Here is a 16,318-nt window from a genome sequence, read left to right as displayed (position 1 = left end):
GGGTATAACATCTCGGCGAAATAAACGAAAAAGGCTTGGTGTAATACCAAGCCTTGTGCCGTTGAAATTTTTGAATGACTAACCCAGGGCAGGTAAAACACCAGCGGTGATCAGTAGTTGCGCGCCAACGATTACCACGCCGGCTCCTGCACACGCCATCACGCCAAATCGCCCACCAGCCACTTGGTAGCCATCGATTTGGTAGGTCTGACGCGCCTTAAGCACCATAACGACAGGCAAGAAGATCGCCAAGATTGCTAATGCAATAGCAGCATAGCCCAACGCAGTGATAAAACCCTGAGGGTAGAACAGAGCAAATCCCATTGGTGGTACAAACGTAATCAGACCTGTGACAACTCGCGAAGAGTGCTTTTGCTTCATCGAGTCACCCAAAAATTCAAATAGACCTAAACTGACACCTAAAAATGATGTAAGCAGCGCAAGGTCTGCGAATACGCCGATGACTTGTGCGATGTTAGATTGCTGAACAGTAGTAGAAAGTTGTCCGATCAGACCGCTCAATCCTTGGTTGTTTAGCAACTCTGTCTGGCTGACTACACCAAGAGTGACGATTTGCCAAAAAATGTACACGATCAAAGGGATCGCCGAGCCGATTACAATCGCTTTTCGTAGTGAGACTGTATCGCCATCAAGGTAGCGAACAATCGCTGGAATGCTGCCGTGAAAGCCAAAAGAGGTGAAGATTACAGGGATAGCGGCAACAATCAGACCTTGTTCGATTGGCATCGTTAACAAGTACGATTGGGTTACGTTAGGTGCAAGGAATAGTAATACACTTGCCATCGCGACCAGTTTAAGTGTGAACAAAACACGGTTCACTTTATCAACCGCAGCGGTGCCTACAACCACCACGCTGGCGACAATGATAGTGAATAACACGGTTCCCATAGAAGAAGATAACTCGATCCCCGACCACTGGGTAATGCGTTCTCCAAACTGAGCACCGCCACCGGCGATATAAGCCGCACACAATGAGTAAAACAAGAACATCATGGCAAAACTTGCTAGCCATTTGCCACGTTTGCCAAGGATCTGCATAGCTAGAGTGTGCAGCGTTGCTTGGCTATCTGCGTGCTGATGCAATTCAATCATCATTAACGCGGTATAAGCCATTAAAGCCCACAATACCAACATGATCACAAGTGATGTTGAAAAGCCAATCCCTGCAGATGCGAGCGGTAAAGCCAGCATGCCTGCGCCAATCGTAGTACCTGCAATAATCAAAGTACTACCCATTACCTTTGATTTACTCATATGTATATTATTCTTTACGTTGTAGTTGTCATGATTCGAATAAACTGTCTAATATTCGAACGAAACCAGTCCAAATGGCTAGCTGGTGGTCAGTTTGTAATATTGAAAACCAAAATACAAGTAAAATGTACATATTAATTTGCATGGTGTAATTAAATGTTTACAGTTGTTTTTTGTCTGCTTTTGCAAACGTTTGCTCGTGTTCTAGTTCATAAATGGTGACGCTGTCGCTTTTGCCTTTCAAAAAAATGTCATATAAAGTGGGTAAAAAGGAATATCTCCAATGCACTGCATATGGGGGACATACATTGAGTAAGGAGGTCCTATGTGTGACCAGTCGTTAAATGACGAAAGCTTAGAGCTACTTGATGCGTTAGAGATCGGCATCAATTTGACTGAGTATCAAACCAATACCGATGAGAGTATTGAAGACTAAAGTGTTGTAAAACGCGTTAACCCGTAAGCCAGTGCAATAGCGCTGGCTTTGTGCTTTTATAGAAGAAGTATTTATTGTCGTTGATAGCGTTATGAACTTTCTTGCCCACCTTCACATTGCCCATTCATCTCAATCAAGCCTATTAGGTAATCTGCTGGGTGACTTCGTCAAAGGTGATCCGACCAAGCTCTATTCACAAAGTGTCAGTAATGGGATTCGTTTGCATAGGTTTGTTGATAGCTATACCGACTCACATCCGATCATGAAAGAAGCCAAGGGCTTCTTCCCGGAGCAACAAAGACGTTTTTCTGGTATTGCTCTTGATGTTATGTGGGATCACTACTTGGCTGCGAACTGGCAGAATTACCAAAAAGAATCTCTTTCCGAGTTTTGCCGACTTGCCGAACATAAAGTTAAATCTGAACAGAGCCATGCCAATATGGTTGATGCATCCGAGCTACCTATTCGATATTTGCAGATGACGTCGCGCATGTGGCAGGGACGTTGGTTGGAGTCGTATCGAGAGCTTGATAATATTGAATTTGCGTTGCAACGAATGTCACAGCGTTCACCTAGAATGGGACCATTAGCGGATTGCTTCCAGCCGCTGTCCGAACATTACCTTGAATTTGAACGTCTATTTGCGCAGTTTTATCCAGAATTACTTAACGTCAGTAGAGATTTTTCCGTTAGTTCTGGTAACTAACGGGCGCTTAAGTATAGAATCGCTGCCGTTAAAATAATAGGTAATGAAACTATGTCAAAAGCATTTGCAAACCTTGGTCTGGCTAACGAGTTGGTCGAGACACTCTCACAACTTGGTTTTGAAAAACCGACCGACATTCAACACCACGCTATCCCATATGTTTTGGAAGGTCGCGATGTGTTGGCTGGTGCTCAGACGGGTACCGGAAAGACTGCGGCTTTTGGCTTACCTATCATCCATAGACTTCTTGAGCAGGCAATTGTCCGCGATCCACAATCTAAAGATGTGCTCGCATTGGTGTTGGTGCCTACTCGAGAACTTGCCCAGCAAGTGTTTGACAACATTACTTCTTATGCTCGACACACCAACCTTAAAGTAGTGACTGCCTATGGCGGGACGAGCATGGGTGTGCAAACGAAGAACCTTCACGGTGGCTGTGACATTTTAATCGCGACGCCGGGTCGATTACTTGATCATATGTTTTGCAAAAACATTACGCTGCAGAAAACCCAAACTTTGGTTTTAGATGAAGCTGACCGTATGTTGGATATGGGCTTTTGGCCAGATCTAAAACGTATCTTGTCTAAGATGAACCGTGAACGTCAAACTCTGTTCTTCTCTGCAACATTCGATAAGAAAATCAAAGATGTCGCTTATCGAATGATGAATGAGCCACAAGAAGTACAGGTAGCGCCGCAAAACAGTACTGCTGAGACCGTTGAACAGATGGTGTATCCAGTAGATAAAAAGCGCAAAGCTGAACTGCTCGCCTTTCTTATTGGTTCGAGAAATTGGCAGCAAGTATTGGTGTTTACAAAAACAAAGCAGGGTAGTGATGCGCTGGCAGCAGAACTCAAGCTAGATGGTATTAAAGCCGTGTCGATTAATGGTGACAAGAGCCAAGGCGCTCGCCAAAAAGCATTGGATGATTTTAAAGCGGGTAAAGTACGCGCTTTAATCGCCACTGATGTAGCGGCACGTGGTCTAGACATTAATCAACTTGAGCAAGTCGTCAATTTCGATATGCCGTTTAAAGCCGAAGATTACGTCCATCGTATCGGTCGTACTGGTCGAGCAGGCAAAAGTGGTCTTGCAGTGTCGTTAATGAGCCGTGATGAGGAATACTTACTCGACGCGATTGAACGTCTGCTGGATAAGCGTTTGCCACAGGAGTGGTTAGAAGGTTATGAGCCGAGTTTAATTGAAGAGATTGTGGAAGATAAATCTCCACGACGTAAGAGTCGCTCGTCAGAAAAACGTAAGATGAAAGCGAAGCTAAAGATTCACGCGGGACGTGGTAAGCGCTAGAAACAAAAAAGCCAGCATATTATTGCTGGCTTTATGAATTTGGTATTTGCTCAGAGAGCACATTCACTGTGGTAAACCAATTCAACTACGCTGTTTGGTTGTAGAACTTTACTTGGCTCAACTTGTAGCCTGTGAGCCATGATTCTATTAAACATCTGCCAGTGGTTGAGTAAACACTGATCTATATCGTTGGTTTCGTCTGACCAAGTTTGCAGTAGGAAAGGTGAGAGGCTTGCTGCACCATGTGCATACATAATCATCTGCCATTTAATTTCCCACACCTTGATTGGCGACTCTGGATGCTCTTGGTTGTATTCGTCTGCGATAGCATCAACAACAGTTTGGATTTTTCCCGATTGATCGACGAAGTAATCGAACAGCGCATCTTCTTGCCTTACTGCATCGGCGATAAGCTGTATCGGTTGCTTGTTCATTAGCATATGCGCGAGTAGGCGAACGGCAAACACATACATCTTCTCGTTGGCAGGCAATTTGTCTGGCATATTTTCGATTATGGTATGGATATAGCCAGTCATAAACTCTTGCAGGCAATCACTTATTGCGTACCAAATTTTTTCTTTGCTACCAAAGTGATGACGGATCAAGCTATGAGAAACACCAGCCTGTTCACTAATCTGTCGTAACGAAACTCTCTCATAACCAAGCTCGCAAAACATGTTTGCTGCAACTTTGAGAATCTCTCCTTTTGTTTTTACAGCATCCTGTGCGCTTCTACGCCCTTGTTTTCTTTCGATCATCTGAAATACCAACCCTAAATTACGCTTTAGTTTTACCAGAAATCACACCGAATTTCATCCAGAATATATATTGTACACGTGGAAAATTAAGTTGACCGCACACTTTATCTGACTATACTGTCCCCTTGGGCAATATAGAGGAGTGCCGCTTAGACAAGGAGGAGTTTGAAAACAGATCTAATTTGTATCTGATATCAAAAGCCTAACGTAGAAAAGGAAGTCATAATAGGTTGAACGAGCCTAAGAATTAGCTGTAGCGCTATTTTCTACCCTTTATCGAATCAAAGCATCCACTGCCTAAAGGATTATCCGATTCGTTTCTGCCAACCCAGCCTTTGTGCTGGGTTTCTTATTTTATTATGTTCAAATACTTACCCAATATTATTTCAATTATTATTCTCGCAATATTTAATTGTCATAATTATCTATATTCTGCAAAGATAATAACTATTTCTGAGTTAGCTGTTATTGTTTTATTTGTTAATAATCATTATTAAGTGACTGATAGGCTTAGTTAATAAGAAAATTGACGCAATAATGTTACATCTAACGAATTCTAAATAAAATCAATATCTTATAATTACAATAAGCGCATTTTAAGTGTTCTTTTGTCTTTTAAATCATGAGTTTAAATTGTATTAACATGTCGATAACATTTCAGGATAGTGGGATCTTGCTCAACTTTGCGTATATTTAATCAAAAAAAATTTGAACTGTAACAATTGCCTATTAGTTTTAAATATAAAGGAAGTTGATAAACATATATCGACAAAACTAATTATTAACAGTTCTAGTAATTAAGAGCGTAATTACTCGTTCTGCGAATATGTTGTTTAAATTGCTGTTCGACATGGAGTCTTAAATGAAAAAACTCGCTTTGATCACAGGATCAAAAGGCGGAATTGGTTCTGCCATTACAACGCAACTGGTGGAAGACGGTTACCGAGTGATCGCCACTCATTTCACGGGTAAGCGTGAATGTGCACAGAAGTGGTTTGATGAAAACAATTTTACCGAGCAACAAGTACGATTGTTTGAGTTGGATGTAACCGACACTGAGCAATGCGCAGAGCGTTTAGCCAATCTTCTTGAAGAAGAAGGTACGGTTGATGTTGTCATCAACAATGCGGGTATAACCAAAGACGGTGTATTCAAGAAGATGACGGCTCAAGCATGGAAAGACGTCATTGATACCAACCTCAATAGTGTGTTCAACGTTACTCAACCTCTTTTCGCAACGATGTGTGAAAAAGGAGGCGGTCGCGTGATTAACATTTCCTCAGTTAACGGCATCAAGGGACAATTTGGTCAAACCAACTACAGTGCAGCTAAAGCGGGCATGATTGGTTTTACTAAAGCGCTTGCGGCTGAAGGTGCTCGAAGTGGTGTGACAGTGAACGCCGTTGCACCGGGTTATACCATGACACCAATGGTCGAAATGATGAAACCTGAAGCACTTGACTACATCAAAGGTCAAATCCCAATGGGACGCTTAGCTGGTACAGAAGAGATCGCTAAAGCGGTGAGCTTCTTAGTGAGTGATGCTGGTGCGTACATTACAGGCGAAACCTTGTCTGTGAATGGCGGCTTGCACATGCAATAAGGAGATGACCATGGAAAAAGTTTATGTAGTTTCAGCTAAGCGTACACCAATCGGTGCATTCGGCGGTTCGCTAAAAAATGTGGGTGCCGGCGATTTAGCGGCTGTGGCAATTAAGTCTGCATTACAAGAAGGCAATGTTGCCCCAAGCCTTGTTGATGAAGTTATTGTGGGTAATGTCATTGGCGCAGGACAAGGTATGAGTGTTGGACGCCAAGCTTCAATCTATGCAGGTATTCCTGAAACCACACCAGCGTACTCGCTGAATATGGTGTGCGGTAGTGGGATGAAAACCGTCATGGATGCAGTAAGCCATATTCGCTCTGGTGATGGAGATATCATTGTTGCGGCGGGTGTTGAAGTGATGTCGCAAATTCCATTTACTGTCCCAAGCCAAGTTCGTGACGGGCATAAAATGGGAAATATGGCGCTCACCGACCTATTAATCAATGATGGCTTAACCGATGTGTTTAACCAATACCATATGGGCGTTACAGCGGAAAACGTCGTCAAAGAAGTCGGCTTAACTCGCGAGCAGCAAGATCACTACGCGCTAGAGAGTCAAAAGAAAGCCGTCGCGGCAATTGAAGCTGGCAAATTTGTAGCGGAAATTGCTCCAGTAGAAGTTAAGCAACGTCGTGAGATTGTTACATTTGATACTGACGAATACCCGAAATCAAATGCGACATTAGATGGCTTGCAAAAATTAAGACCTGCTTTTGATAAGGAAGGCAGTGTAACTGCTGGTAACGCTTCTGGCATCAACGATGGCGCGAGTGCGATTGTTTTGGCGAGTGAATCTGCGGTCAAGCAGCATAACTTGCGTCCAATTGCCGAAGTCGTTAGCTATGCACAAGCGGGTATCGATCCGAAGATCATGGGATTAGGTCCTGTTCCTGCGGTGACTAAAGCATTGAGTAAGGCAGAGATCAAAGCGAATGATATTGATGTCTATGAACTCAATGAGGCTTTTGCTGGTCAGGCTCTTGGCGTTATCCATCAACTTGCACAAGAACATGATCTACCAATTACTGAGATCCTAGACAAGGCCAACAAAAATGGTGGGGCTATTGCGCTAGGGCATCCTCTTGGTGCTTCAGGTAACCGAATCTTGGTTACCCTTATTCACGAACTCAATCGAAGTAGCGGCCAGTACGGCGTTGCCTCGCTGTGTGTAGGCGGGGGCATGGGAACCGCTGTAATCGTTAAATCTATCGAATGGAATTAATTTCAATAACTAGGAGTTATCGTCATGTACACTGACTTTTTCAAAACATTTAATGACCAAACTGAAAAACAACTAGAACCGTACATCAAGTTCAACAAGCTTGTAGCTAAGAACGTAGAAGTGGTTACTGAGCTACAACTGAATGCAATGCGTACGTACAGCGAAATGGGTCTGACGCAAATGAAAGCGGCAAGTGAAATCAAAGATCCAACTTCATTGGCGACATTTAATTCTCAGCAGTTAACGGTTCTATCAAAGCTGTCACAGCAGATGACAGACGATAGCAATAAGCTTCAAAGCATTGCCAAAGAGTTCAAAGAAGATGTTGAAAAACTAACATCGGAAAATCTTAAAGCAGTTAACCCTGCATAAGCGCTGTTAAAGCTGCCGCCTTATTAAGGCGGCTTTTTCCGATCTAAGGAGTTAAATATGTTTCAACACTTCTTTTCGGATTACCTTGTTAAGCTCCAAGAAACCAATCAAAAGTGGTGGGAGGATTTCGAACTCAACAGGGCATCCGTAAACACTCCATTTAATAAGGCAATGCAGGAAGTCAACTTCGAAGATACAGCTTTGCTTTTTGAGAAGGCGGCGAATCAACCGACGGCATTAATGGAAGTTCAAGCACAATGGTGGCAGCAGCAACTCGACATTTGGCAAAATGTGGTACTCGCTGGTAACACGGATTGTTTAGTAGAAGCTGAGCGTGGGGATAAGCGTTTTAGCAATGACAGTTGGCGAAATGAGCTAGTATTTAACTTTATTAAACAATCCTATTTGTTGTTTGGTAAAACATACCTCGACACGATCCAAAACATCGAAGGCTTAGATGAGAAGACTAAAGAGCGCTTAGCATTTTTCTCTCGTCAGGCGATCAATGCATTGTCACCAAGTAACTTTATTGCGACAAACCCAGAGCTACTCAAGCTTACGATTGAACGCAATGGCGAAAACTTGTTGGCGGGCTTAGATCAGTTGAAAAACGATCTCGATGCAAGTTCAGACATTTTAAAAGTACGCATGACTAACAATAATGCCTTTCGTGTTGGAGAAGATATTGCCAATACTCCAGGTGATGTTGTTTTCCAAAACGAGCTTTTTGAACTGATTCAATATCGTCCTTTAACCGAGAAAGTCAACGCAACTCCGCTTCTAATTGTCCCGCCTTTTGTCAACAAGTACTACATACTCGATCTTCGTGAGAAGAACTCGATGGTTCGTTGGTTGCTAAACCAAGGTCATAGCGTGTTTATGATCTCTTGGAGAAATCCGGGCGAGCAGCAACGCAATGTTGAGTTTGGTGACTACGTGACCGAAGGTGTTGTCAAAGCCGTAACGGCAATTGAAGACATTACTGGTCAGCCGCAGATCAACGCAGCCGGTTATTGTATTGGTGGTACAGTGCTTGCTTCGACAGTGGCTTACTATGCCGCTAAACGAATGAAAAAACGTATTAAGAGTGCTACGTTCTTTACGACGTTGCTCGATTTTTCGCAGCCGGGCGAGGTTGGAGCGTACATTAACGAGCCAGTTATCAACGCTATAGAAATCCAAAACAATCTAAAGGGGTACATGGATGGTCGCTCTCTGAGTGTGACCTTTAGTTTGTTGAGAGAAAACAGTCTCTATTGGAATTACTATGTTGATAATTACCTGAAAGGGCAGAGCCCTGTCGATTTTGACCTTCTGTATTGGAATAGTGACAGTACTAACGTGACTGCGCCAACCCACAACTTCATGCTGCGCGAACTCTATCTTGAGAATAAGCTTGTTCAGGATAAGGGGGTTAAAATTGGTGGTGTGTGGATTGATTTAGATAAAATCAAAATCCCTAGCTACTTTATTTCCACCAAAGACGATCACATCGCACTTTGGCAAGGCACCTACCGAGGTGCACTGAAAGTTGGTGGTAACAAGACGTTTGTGCTGGGTGAATCTGGGCATATTGCTGGTATCGTTAACCATCCTGACAAAAATAAGTATGGTTACTGGGTCAATGATAGCTTAGAAGATAATGCCGAAGATTGGATGAGTGCGGCTAACTACAGTGAGGGCTCTTGGTGGGGGCATTGGGACCAGTGGTTGCAAAGCTTCAATCCTGAAGAGCAAGTAGATCCTTTCCCACAAGGAAGTGAAAACTTCCCTGTATTGGGTGTTGCTCCTGGACTATATGTCAAGCAGGTGCTGCCTGTTGCAGAAGAACCAGTGGAAGAGAACTTAGCAGAAGCGTGAGTTTAACTTGTCATCCATTCCTAACCTAGAGAGGAGCAGTGCTCCTCTTTTTCATTTTTTGCTTTTGACAAAGGAAACCTCTTTTAGCGTCGCGATAAGTCGCTCTCAAATTTGATGCAAGCTACGCAACTTTGAAAACTAGAATGCGTTTGTGCTTTATTACGCGTTTTAATCTGGTAATTTGTGGATTATCGAGTTCAAAGGCAAAAACACGTTTTATTTGCCGGAGACGCTAGCTAAGGAGAGCTTTGTGAGAGCGATAGTTGCTGTATTTAGCGTTATGTTATTGGGCGGTTGTCTTGGAATGCCGGAAACGGTCAAACCAGTGAACAACTTTGAACTAGAGCGCTATCTTGGTAAATGGTACGAAATTGCTCGTCTTGATCATTCATTTGAAGAAGGTCTACAGCAGGTTACTGCGGAATACCAAGAGTTAGAAAAAACGGGTATTTCTGTGGTTAACCGTGGGTTTGACCCCGCAACCAATGAGTGGCAACAAGCGGACGGTAAAGCATTTTTAGTTCAACACGATAATATTGGTCACATTCAAGTTTCCTTTTTTGGTCCCTTTTATAGCTCGTATGTGATCTTTGAGTTGGATGAAGAAGATTATCAATATGCTTTCGTGTCAGGACCAACGTTAGACTACCTATGGTTACTTTCGCGTACTCCAGAAGTGTCTGATGAATTGATTGAGAAATTCGTCAAGCAAGCCAAAGAGAAAGGTTTTAATACCGACGAACTGATTTACGTTCGTCATGGAAGCTAGGTTATATTTACTCTATCGAGCGGCTCTAATGCATTCTTGATAGCCGCTTTGATGCCCATGGTTGGGAAGGGCGCAATACACAATTTCCATCTCAAAAACGTAAGCGTCTTTGCTCTGGAGATGCTTGCGTTTTGTCTTAACTACATCATTTTACTCCATATCCTGTAAATAACGACTATCATCAATAGTGTATGGTTAGTTTAAGGAGGGAGTGTGCAAACTTTATATTTGACCGTTAATTGGTTTTTTGGAATTGCATTCTGGGTGTGGGGAGTGGCAGGGCTAAGATATGATTTTTTGTCCTCACTGATCTGTATCCTTATTTCAGCGCTTCTGTTGCCTCCTGTCCGAATTTTTATCTACAACCGTACAAAACTTGTAATCCCTTCACTTGTCCGTTTTATGGCAGTCGTTTGTTTGTTCTCGATTAGTATTGTGCTCAGCGCTTAAAGCAAATGTGTGTCACATAGGTATCAGTGCCGATTTATATTGATTGGAAAATATCCTCCGCGTTAGCTTTGGAAAAATAAGCTTCTTATCTTTGGAAGTAATTACGAGTGGTTTCTATATAACTAAAGCTAGTGTTAGCTCCCTCTAAACTATGAAATTCAACGCATTGTTTTTTAATTACCCTAGATAAATCATGGTTTTTTGATTTTGCTCAAATTTTACCAGACTGCATTCAGCGAAAATCACAACATAAATGACAATGATTATCATTGTTGAAAGATTGCTTGTGAGCACAAGATAGCTACAGACGTAACAAAGTTGTGCCGTTAGTTTGACCCAATTTTTTAACTGGGAAAGTTAATAATTATTATTCAACTTAAAGTGTTTTCGTTTCGTTGATATGACATTAACGTTTTGAGGATAGGAACTGTAGAGATGTTTGGATTTAGAAAGAATAAAAGCAGCAACAAAATCGAAAGTAATACGCTTCTCGCAGCAGAGATAAATAAAGCCTACACAATTAAAAGCATTCTTCAGGATGATAAAGAGGTGGCGAGTTTTCTGAGTACGCTTGGTTGTTTTGCTGGAGAGACGATTACAGTTGTATCTGTATTATCAGACACTTATGTGATTTCTGTTAAGGATGCGAGATACAGCATTGATTCAGATCTAGCCAAAACGGTCATTGTTAATTAATCAAAAATATTGAGTTATAAAAACCGAAAACCTGCTACTCGAGATTCTATTGTAACGTTTAAACCGCGAAGTTCCCCAAACTGATTTTATTTTGGTTAGAGGGAGCAAGTGGTGTGCGCTTTTTCTACGGTGGCTAGGTAAATGCATGGAGATAGAGCATTGAAAATTTCATTAGCAGGTAACCCCAATAGTGGTAAAACAACACTATTTAATGCGTTGACAGGTAAATTAGAAAAGGTCGGCAACTGGGCCGGGGTAACGATCAGTAAGAAAGAAGCCTCGTTACGTAAAGAATTGGCGATAGCGAATGGTGAAGCGACAATCGTTGACCTTCCTGGCGCATATTCGATGTCACCATTTACCTTGGAAGAGAGTATCACTCGTGATTTCATAAAGAGTGAAAACCCCGATGTTATTGTTAACGTTGTGGATGCAACCAACCTAAATCGAAGCCTATTTTTTACGACACAACTTTTAGAGTTAGGTATTCCAGTGGTGGTGGCTCTAAATAAGAGTGACCTGAACAAGAGCAGAAAACTGACCATTGATGTAGCGCAGTTGAGTCAACTTCTGGGTTGTCCAGTTGTTGAAACTGTAGCTGCTGACAGTAGATTTGATGGCTTAACTGAGCTAGTGAGCAAAGCTATTTCAGCCAAACAACAAGATCAGGTAGCTCCTTTTACTCAAGAATATTCTGAAATCAAACAAGCAGAAGAAGTGCAAGCTCTTGATGCTAAGCGCTACAGTTTCGTTAAACAATTAGTAGCAGAAGTGGAGACTCGTGAGGTTTTAAGTTCAGAACAAACGATTCACGACAAAGTGGATACAGTTTTGGCGCATAAATGGTTTGGCTTACCAATATTTGCCGTGATCATGTGGTGTGTGTTCTCTATTTCTCAAACGCACGTTGGTCCACTTTTCGCTGATACTTTAGTTGGCTGGATTGATAGCTTTTACGGCATGGTTGAAGGGATGATGGGAGATGATGTATCTCCGCTGCTTAGTGCGCTACTGCTTGATGGTATTATCGGTGGTGTGGGTGCGGTTGTCGGTTTCCTACCTTTAATCATGGTGTTGTTCTTTATGTTGGCGTTGCTTGAAGATAGTGGTTATATGGCACGTGTAGCGATCATTATGGATAGATTTTTCAAGAAAGTGGGGCTTTCTGGCAAATCCATTATCCCAATGATCATTGGTACCGGTTGCGCGATACCAGGTATCATGGCAACGCGTACCATTCAAAATGAAAGACAGCGCCGCACAACTGCAATGCTGACTCCATTTATGCCTTGTGGTGCCAAGTTGCCGGTTATTGCTTTGTTTGCTGGTGTGTTCTTCCAAGATTCTGCATGGGTAGGCACCAGTATGTACTTTGCTGGTATCGGTCTTATTATCCTTGGTGCAATGCTGATTGTTCGAATTACCGGTGAGAAAAGTACGCGTTCATTCTTTATTTTAGAAATGCCAGAGTATCGAGTTCCAAGCTTGAAGCTGGCGATGAATTCGACTCTGTCTCGCGCCAAAGCATTCATCATTAAAGCAGGTACTATCATTCTATTGTGTAATGCTGCAGTCCAAATTATGCAGACATTCACATGGGGATTCGAGATCGTTCCAGAAGGATCTGAGAGCACCAGTATTCTCGCAGGACTCGCCTCGCCATTTGCTTTCTTGCTTATCCCCCTAGGTTTTGGTGTATGGCAATTGGCAGCTGCTGCAATTACAGGCTTTATCGCTAAAGAGAACGTGGTTGGCACGCTAGCGGTCGTATACGGCATCACTAACTTTATTGATACCGAAGAACTAGCGTTGGTTTCAGGCAGCGCTGATGTTGCAACTGTAATGGGGCTATCTTCAGTTGCCGCTCTTGCTTACTTGGTGTTTAACCTCTTTACACCGCCATGTTTTGCTGCAATTGGTGCGATGAACGCAGAGCTGGAAAACAAAAAATGGCTAATGGGTGGTATCGCTTTACAACTTGGCATTGCATACGTGACAGCATTTACTATCTATCAGGTCGGCACGTTAGCAACAACAGGATCTCTGGGCGATGGCTTTGTTTTTGGTCTAGTTGTTTGTGCGGCATTAATTGGTTACTTGTTCACGCTACTTAAGAAAGGCTCGCTTAAAGAGCAGCAAAAACTGGGTCTTAGCCTACAGTAAGGAGGTAGTATGACGAATCTCATTGTTTCGCTATGTATCGTTGCTATCGTTGGTGTTGCCATCTATAAGATAGTTGCAATGAAACGAAAAGGTGGCGGATGTGCAGGTTGTTCGCAAAGTAGCAGTTGTGCATCGAATAAAAACAGCTGCTAATAGCGTAAAGAAAGTGAGCTCGCAGCTCACTTTCTTCATTTATATCAGAGAATACTTTTTTGGTAACAACGATGATTAGCTATTACGTTTACGACCAAATAGAGAATCTGGTCCCTTTTCATAGAGCGGTATTGACCTCTTATGTTTCAAACTTCTTGGCTCGCTTGGGCTTTATTATCTGCAGTGTTTGCAGCTCTAACGGCAATCTTTACAAAACTGGGTGTAAATACCATTAACTCTGATTTTGCGACCTTTATCCGTACTTGCGTCATTTTAGTTTTAGTCGGTGGGATTGCCTTCTTTACCCAGAAATTTCAGCCACTCAGTGAAATTTCTAGCAAAGGCTTGATGTTTCTTGTTCTATCCGGTCTCGCAACCGGTGCGTCGTGGCTATGCTATTTTCGTGCGATGAATTTGGGGCAGGCTGCCCAAGTTGCCCCAATTGACAAGCTTAGTGTGATCTTTGTTGCCGTGTTTGGGGTGCTGGTTCTTGGTGAAAAACTCAGCCTAACCAACTGGCTAGGTGTGGTCATGATCACTCTAGGAATTATATTGGTTGCGTGGAAATAGTAATGAAAACTGAATACGCCTAGTTTATCTCATGTCTAAATGCAAAAAAGTGGGGAGTTAGTCCCCACCTAATGTTGCTTCTCTTTAACCAGCGATTTGGCTGGCGTTTATGCTTTAGCAAACTTATAAGTTCTATAACCACCAATTAGGTTACGTGCTTTGAAACCATTGTTGACCAGTTGTCGGTAGGCAACGTTACCGCGCAGACCAACTTGGCAGTAAATCACAATCTCTTTATCTTTTGGTAGTTCACCCATGCGTTGGCGCAGTTGATCGACCGGGATGTTGATATCACCGCTTAGGTGATTGCCATTTTCTCGTTCCCCCGGATTACGCACATCCAGCAGTATTTGGTCTTTTGACAGGTTATCAATTTCATCAAAATGAATCGGAGTGGCGTCACCTTTAATGATGTTGTTAGCCACAAACGCCGCTTGGTTAATCACATCTTTGGCACTTCCGTACGGCGGAGCGTAGGTTAGTTCTAAATGCTGCAATTGTTCAACCGTCATGCCAGCGCGTTGAGCGACCGCCATAATATCAATACGTTTATCAACGCCATCTTTACCGACAGCTTGTGCACCTAAGATCTTGCCGCTTTGTGGGTCAAACAGCATCTTAAATGACACAATTTCAGCGCCCGGGTAGTAGCTTGCGTGGCTCGCTGTATGAACATAGACTTTTTCATACGTGATGTTGTCACGTTTTAATTGTTTTTCGTTTTTACCCGTTGATGCTACTGCTAAATCAAAGATCTTACAGATCGCGGTGCCTTGTGTACCCTGATAAGTCTCTTTACGACCAAGCATATTGTCTGCTGCCATTCGACCTTGTCGGTTGGCTGGACCTGCCAACGGAACAAGTGTTTGTTCGCCCGTAACAAAGTCTTTTTCCTCAACGGCATCCCCAACGGCATAAATTGAGGGATCGCTGGTTTGCATGTACTCGTTGGTATAGATACCACCAAGTGAGCCAATTTGCAGACCGGCTTCTTGCGCTAACTTTGTCTCTGGGCGTACACCGATTGCCATGATCAAAATATCGGTATCCAATTGTTCACCATTATCGAGTGAGAGGGTGAGCTTGCCTTGAAGGTGTTGGTGCTCTTTGTTTTCACCGGCTTCGATCGTAGCGACAGATTGGTTCGCAATGTACTCAACAGAAGTTAGGGCAACGCCTAGGCGTAAATCGATACCTTTCTCTCGAATTTCAGCGTGTGCAAAGCCTGCCATTTCGCGGTCAACAGGCGTCATAACTTGCTCAGCCATTTCGACGAGAGTGGTATTTACACCTAGTTGGTGGAACGCTTCCATCATTTCCAAGCCAATAAAACCACCACCAACCACGGTTGCGTGCTTAACATTATTGGTTTCAAACGTTTTGATGATGCGATCCATATCGGGAATGTTGCGCAGCGAGTGAGTGAGTGGATTATTGATGCCTGGGATTGGCGGAACCATGGCTCCGGCGCCTGGACTTAATAGCAGAAAATCGTAGCTTTCTTGGTATTCAGAACCATCGATCAGATTTTTAACGATTACGCGCTTATCTTGGCGATTGATTGACACCACTTCGTTCATGACACGCACGTCAACATTGAAGCGAGCTAAAAAGCTTTCTGGAGTTTGCAGGAGTAACTTACTGCGCTCTTGGATATCACCACCGATATGATAAGGCAAACCACAGTTGGCAAAAGAAACAAATGGACCGCGCTCAAACATAACAATCTCTGCGTTTTCGCTTAGGCGTCGAGCCCTTGCAGCAGCGGATGCACCGCCCGCGACACCACCGATGATTACAATCTTTGTCATAAGTTACTCCTAGCTCTTTTAAATCGCTGTTGGTTTGGATTGCTGATAGTGCAGCCGATCTATAACTACAACAATCAATTTTTGCCACTATAATGAACAATATTAGAAAAGTCTAATTTTAAATAATCTAAATATGCACAAGCTAAATTAGATTTGACTAATA

The 16,318-nt window shown here is 42.9% G+C and carries 14 protein-coding genes; 11 read left to right on the top strand and 3 right to left on the bottom strand.

All coding sequences use genetic code 11. From position 1 onward, the window contains the following. Positions 1–78: 78 nt before the first annotated feature. Positions 79–1,275, bottom strand: coding sequence for an aromatic amino acid transport family protein (locus DPF93_RS03250; protein WP_114764783.1), 1,197 nt, complete (start codon positions 1,273–1,275; stop codon positions 79–81). 527 nt (positions 1,276–1,802) lie between these two features. Here DPF93_RS03250 and DPF93_RS03245 point away from each other — a divergent pair. Then, positions 1,803–2,417: an acyl carrier protein phosphodiesterase gene (locus tag DPF93_RS03245; RefSeq protein ID WP_114764782.1), complete on the top strand. Its 615-nt coding sequence runs from the start codon at positions 1,803–1,805 to the stop codon at positions 2,415–2,417. 51 nt (positions 2,418–2,468) lie between these two features. Continuing rightward, complete coding sequence (locus DPF93_RS03240; RefSeq protein WP_114764781.1) at positions 2,469–3,725, top strand: DEAD/DEAH box helicase; 1,257 nt, start codon at positions 2,469–2,471, stop codon at positions 3,723–3,725. 50 nt (positions 3,726–3,775) lie between these two features. Here the strand turns inward: DPF93_RS03240 and DPF93_RS03235 are convergent, their stop codons facing one another. Continuing rightward, positions 3,776–4,483, bottom strand: a complete 708-nt coding sequence (locus DPF93_RS03235; protein WP_114764780.1) for a TetR/AcrR family transcriptional regulator — start codon at positions 4,481–4,483, stop codon at positions 3,776–3,778. Positions 4,484–5,345: 862 nt separating this feature from the next. Here DPF93_RS03235 and DPF93_RS03230 point away from each other — a divergent pair. From DPF93_RS03230 to DPF93_RS03190, 9 genes are all read left to right on the top strand, one after another. After that, the gene (locus DPF93_RS03230; protein WP_114764779.1) at positions 5,346–6,086 is read left to right on the top strand and encodes an SDR family oxidoreductase; all 741 of its coding nucleotides are present in this window, start codon (positions 5,346–5,348) and stop codon (positions 6,084–6,086) included. A gap of 10 nt (positions 6,087–6,096) precedes the next feature. Then, on the top strand, positions 6,097–7,311 hold the full coding sequence (locus tag DPF93_RS03225; RefSeq protein WP_114764778.1) for an acetyl-CoA C-acetyltransferase: 1,215 nt from the start codon (positions 6,097–6,099) through the stop codon (positions 7,309–7,311). 24 nt (positions 7,312–7,335) lie between these two features. Continuing rightward, entirely contained in the window at positions 7,336–7,683 is a 348-nt protein-coding gene (locus DPF93_RS03220) for a phasin family protein (protein ID WP_114764777.1), read from the top strand. A gap of 57 nt (positions 7,684–7,740) precedes the next feature. Beyond that, positions 7,741–9,543, top strand: coding sequence for a class I poly(R)-hydroxyalkanoic acid synthase (gene phaC / locus DPF93_RS03215; protein ID WP_114764776.1), 1,803 nt, complete (start codon positions 7,741–7,743; stop codon positions 9,541–9,543). A 250-nt stretch (positions 9,544–9,793) separates the two neighbouring features. Next, positions 9,794–10,312 (top strand): lipocalin family protein, encoded by a 519-nt coding sequence (locus DPF93_RS03210; protein WP_114764775.1) that lies wholly within the window; start codon positions 9,794–9,796, stop codon positions 10,310–10,312. Between the two features lie 885 nt (positions 10,313–11,197). Next, the gene (locus DPF93_RS03205; protein ID WP_114764774.1) at positions 11,198–11,458 is read left to right on the top strand and encodes a FeoA family protein; all 261 of its coding nucleotides are present in this window, start codon (positions 11,198–11,200) and stop codon (positions 11,456–11,458) included. 159 nt (positions 11,459–11,617) lie between these two features. After that, positions 11,618–13,621 carry a ferrous iron transporter B gene (feoB, locus tag DPF93_RS03200; RefSeq protein WP_114764773.1) on the top strand — a complete coding sequence of 668 codons (2,004 nt, stop codon included), beginning with the start codon at positions 11,618–11,620 and terminating at the stop codon, positions 13,619–13,621. Between the two features lie 9 nt (positions 13,622–13,630). Beyond that, a complete protein-coding gene (locus DPF93_RS03195; RefSeq protein WP_114764772.1) occupies positions 13,631–13,774 on the top strand; it encodes a FeoB-associated Cys-rich membrane protein in 144 nt (47 codons plus the stop codon). Between the two features lie 141 nt (positions 13,775–13,915). Further along, complete coding sequence (locus tag DPF93_RS03190) at positions 13,916–14,344, top strand: EamA family transporter (RefSeq protein ID WP_114764771.1); 429 nt, start codon at positions 13,916–13,918, stop codon at positions 14,342–14,344. A 107-nt stretch (positions 14,345–14,451) separates the two neighbouring features. Here the strand turns inward: DPF93_RS03190 and DPF93_RS03185 are convergent, their stop codons facing one another. Then, positions 14,452–16,155, bottom strand: coding sequence for an FAD-dependent oxidoreductase (locus tag DPF93_RS03185; RefSeq protein WP_114764770.1), 1,704 nt, complete (start codon positions 16,153–16,155; stop codon positions 14,452–14,454). Between the last annotated feature and the right edge of the window lie 163 nt (positions 16,156–16,318).

The organism is Vibrio rhodolitus, from assembly GCF_003350325.1.
Classification (GTDB): Bacteria; Pseudomonadota; Gammaproteobacteria; order Enterobacterales; family Vibrionaceae; genus Vibrio; species Vibrio rhodolitus.
Note: the sequence above shows the minus strand (reverse complement) of the source record. Positions and strands in the feature narration are given on the sequence as shown.

Excerpts from the sequence above, each read along its gene's own strand:
- DPF93_RS03245 (WP_114764782.1), top strand. The coding sequence starts at position 1,803 with ATGAACTTTCTTGCCCACCTTCACATTGCCCATTCATCTCAATCAAGC.
- DPF93_RS03220 (WP_114764777.1), top strand. The coding sequence starts at position 7,336 with ATGTACACTGACTTTTTCAAAACATTTAATGACCAAACTGAAAAACAA.
- DPF93_RS03230 (WP_114764779.1), top strand. The coding sequence starts at position 5,346 with ATGAAAAAACTCGCTTTGATCACAGGATCAAAAGGCGGAATTGGTTCT.
- phaC (WP_114764776.1), top strand. The coding sequence starts at position 7,741 with ATGTTTCAACACTTCTTTTCGGATTACCTTGTTAAGCTCCAAGAAACC.
- DPF93_RS03235 (WP_114764780.1), bottom strand. The coding sequence starts at position 4,483 with ATGATCGAAAGAAAACAAGGGCGTAGAAGCGCACAGGATGCTGTAAAA.
- DPF93_RS03185 (WP_114764770.1), bottom strand. The coding sequence starts at position 16,155 with ATGACAAAGATTGTAATCATCGGTGGTGTCGCGGGCGGTGCATCCGCT.
- DPF93_RS03190 (WP_114764771.1), top strand. The coding sequence starts at position 13,916 with ATGTTTCAAACTTCTTGGCTCGCTTGGGCTTTATTATCTGCAGTGTTT.
- DPF93_RS03250 (WP_114764783.1), bottom strand. The coding sequence starts at position 1,275 with ATGAGTAAATCAAAGGTAATGGGTAGTACTTTGATTATTGCAGGTACT.
- DPF93_RS03205 (WP_114764774.1), top strand. The coding sequence starts at position 11,198 with ATGTTTGGATTTAGAAAGAATAAAAGCAGCAACAAAATCGAAAGTAAT.
- DPF93_RS03195 (WP_114764772.1), top strand. The coding sequence starts at position 13,631 with ATGACGAATCTCATTGTTTCGCTATGTATCGTTGCTATCGTTGGTGTT.
- DPF93_RS03225 (WP_114764778.1), top strand. The coding sequence starts at position 6,097 with ATGGAAAAAGTTTATGTAGTTTCAGCTAAGCGTACACCAATCGGTGCA.
- DPF93_RS03240 (WP_114764781.1), top strand. The coding sequence starts at position 2,469 with ATGTCAAAAGCATTTGCAAACCTTGGTCTGGCTAACGAGTTGGTCGAG.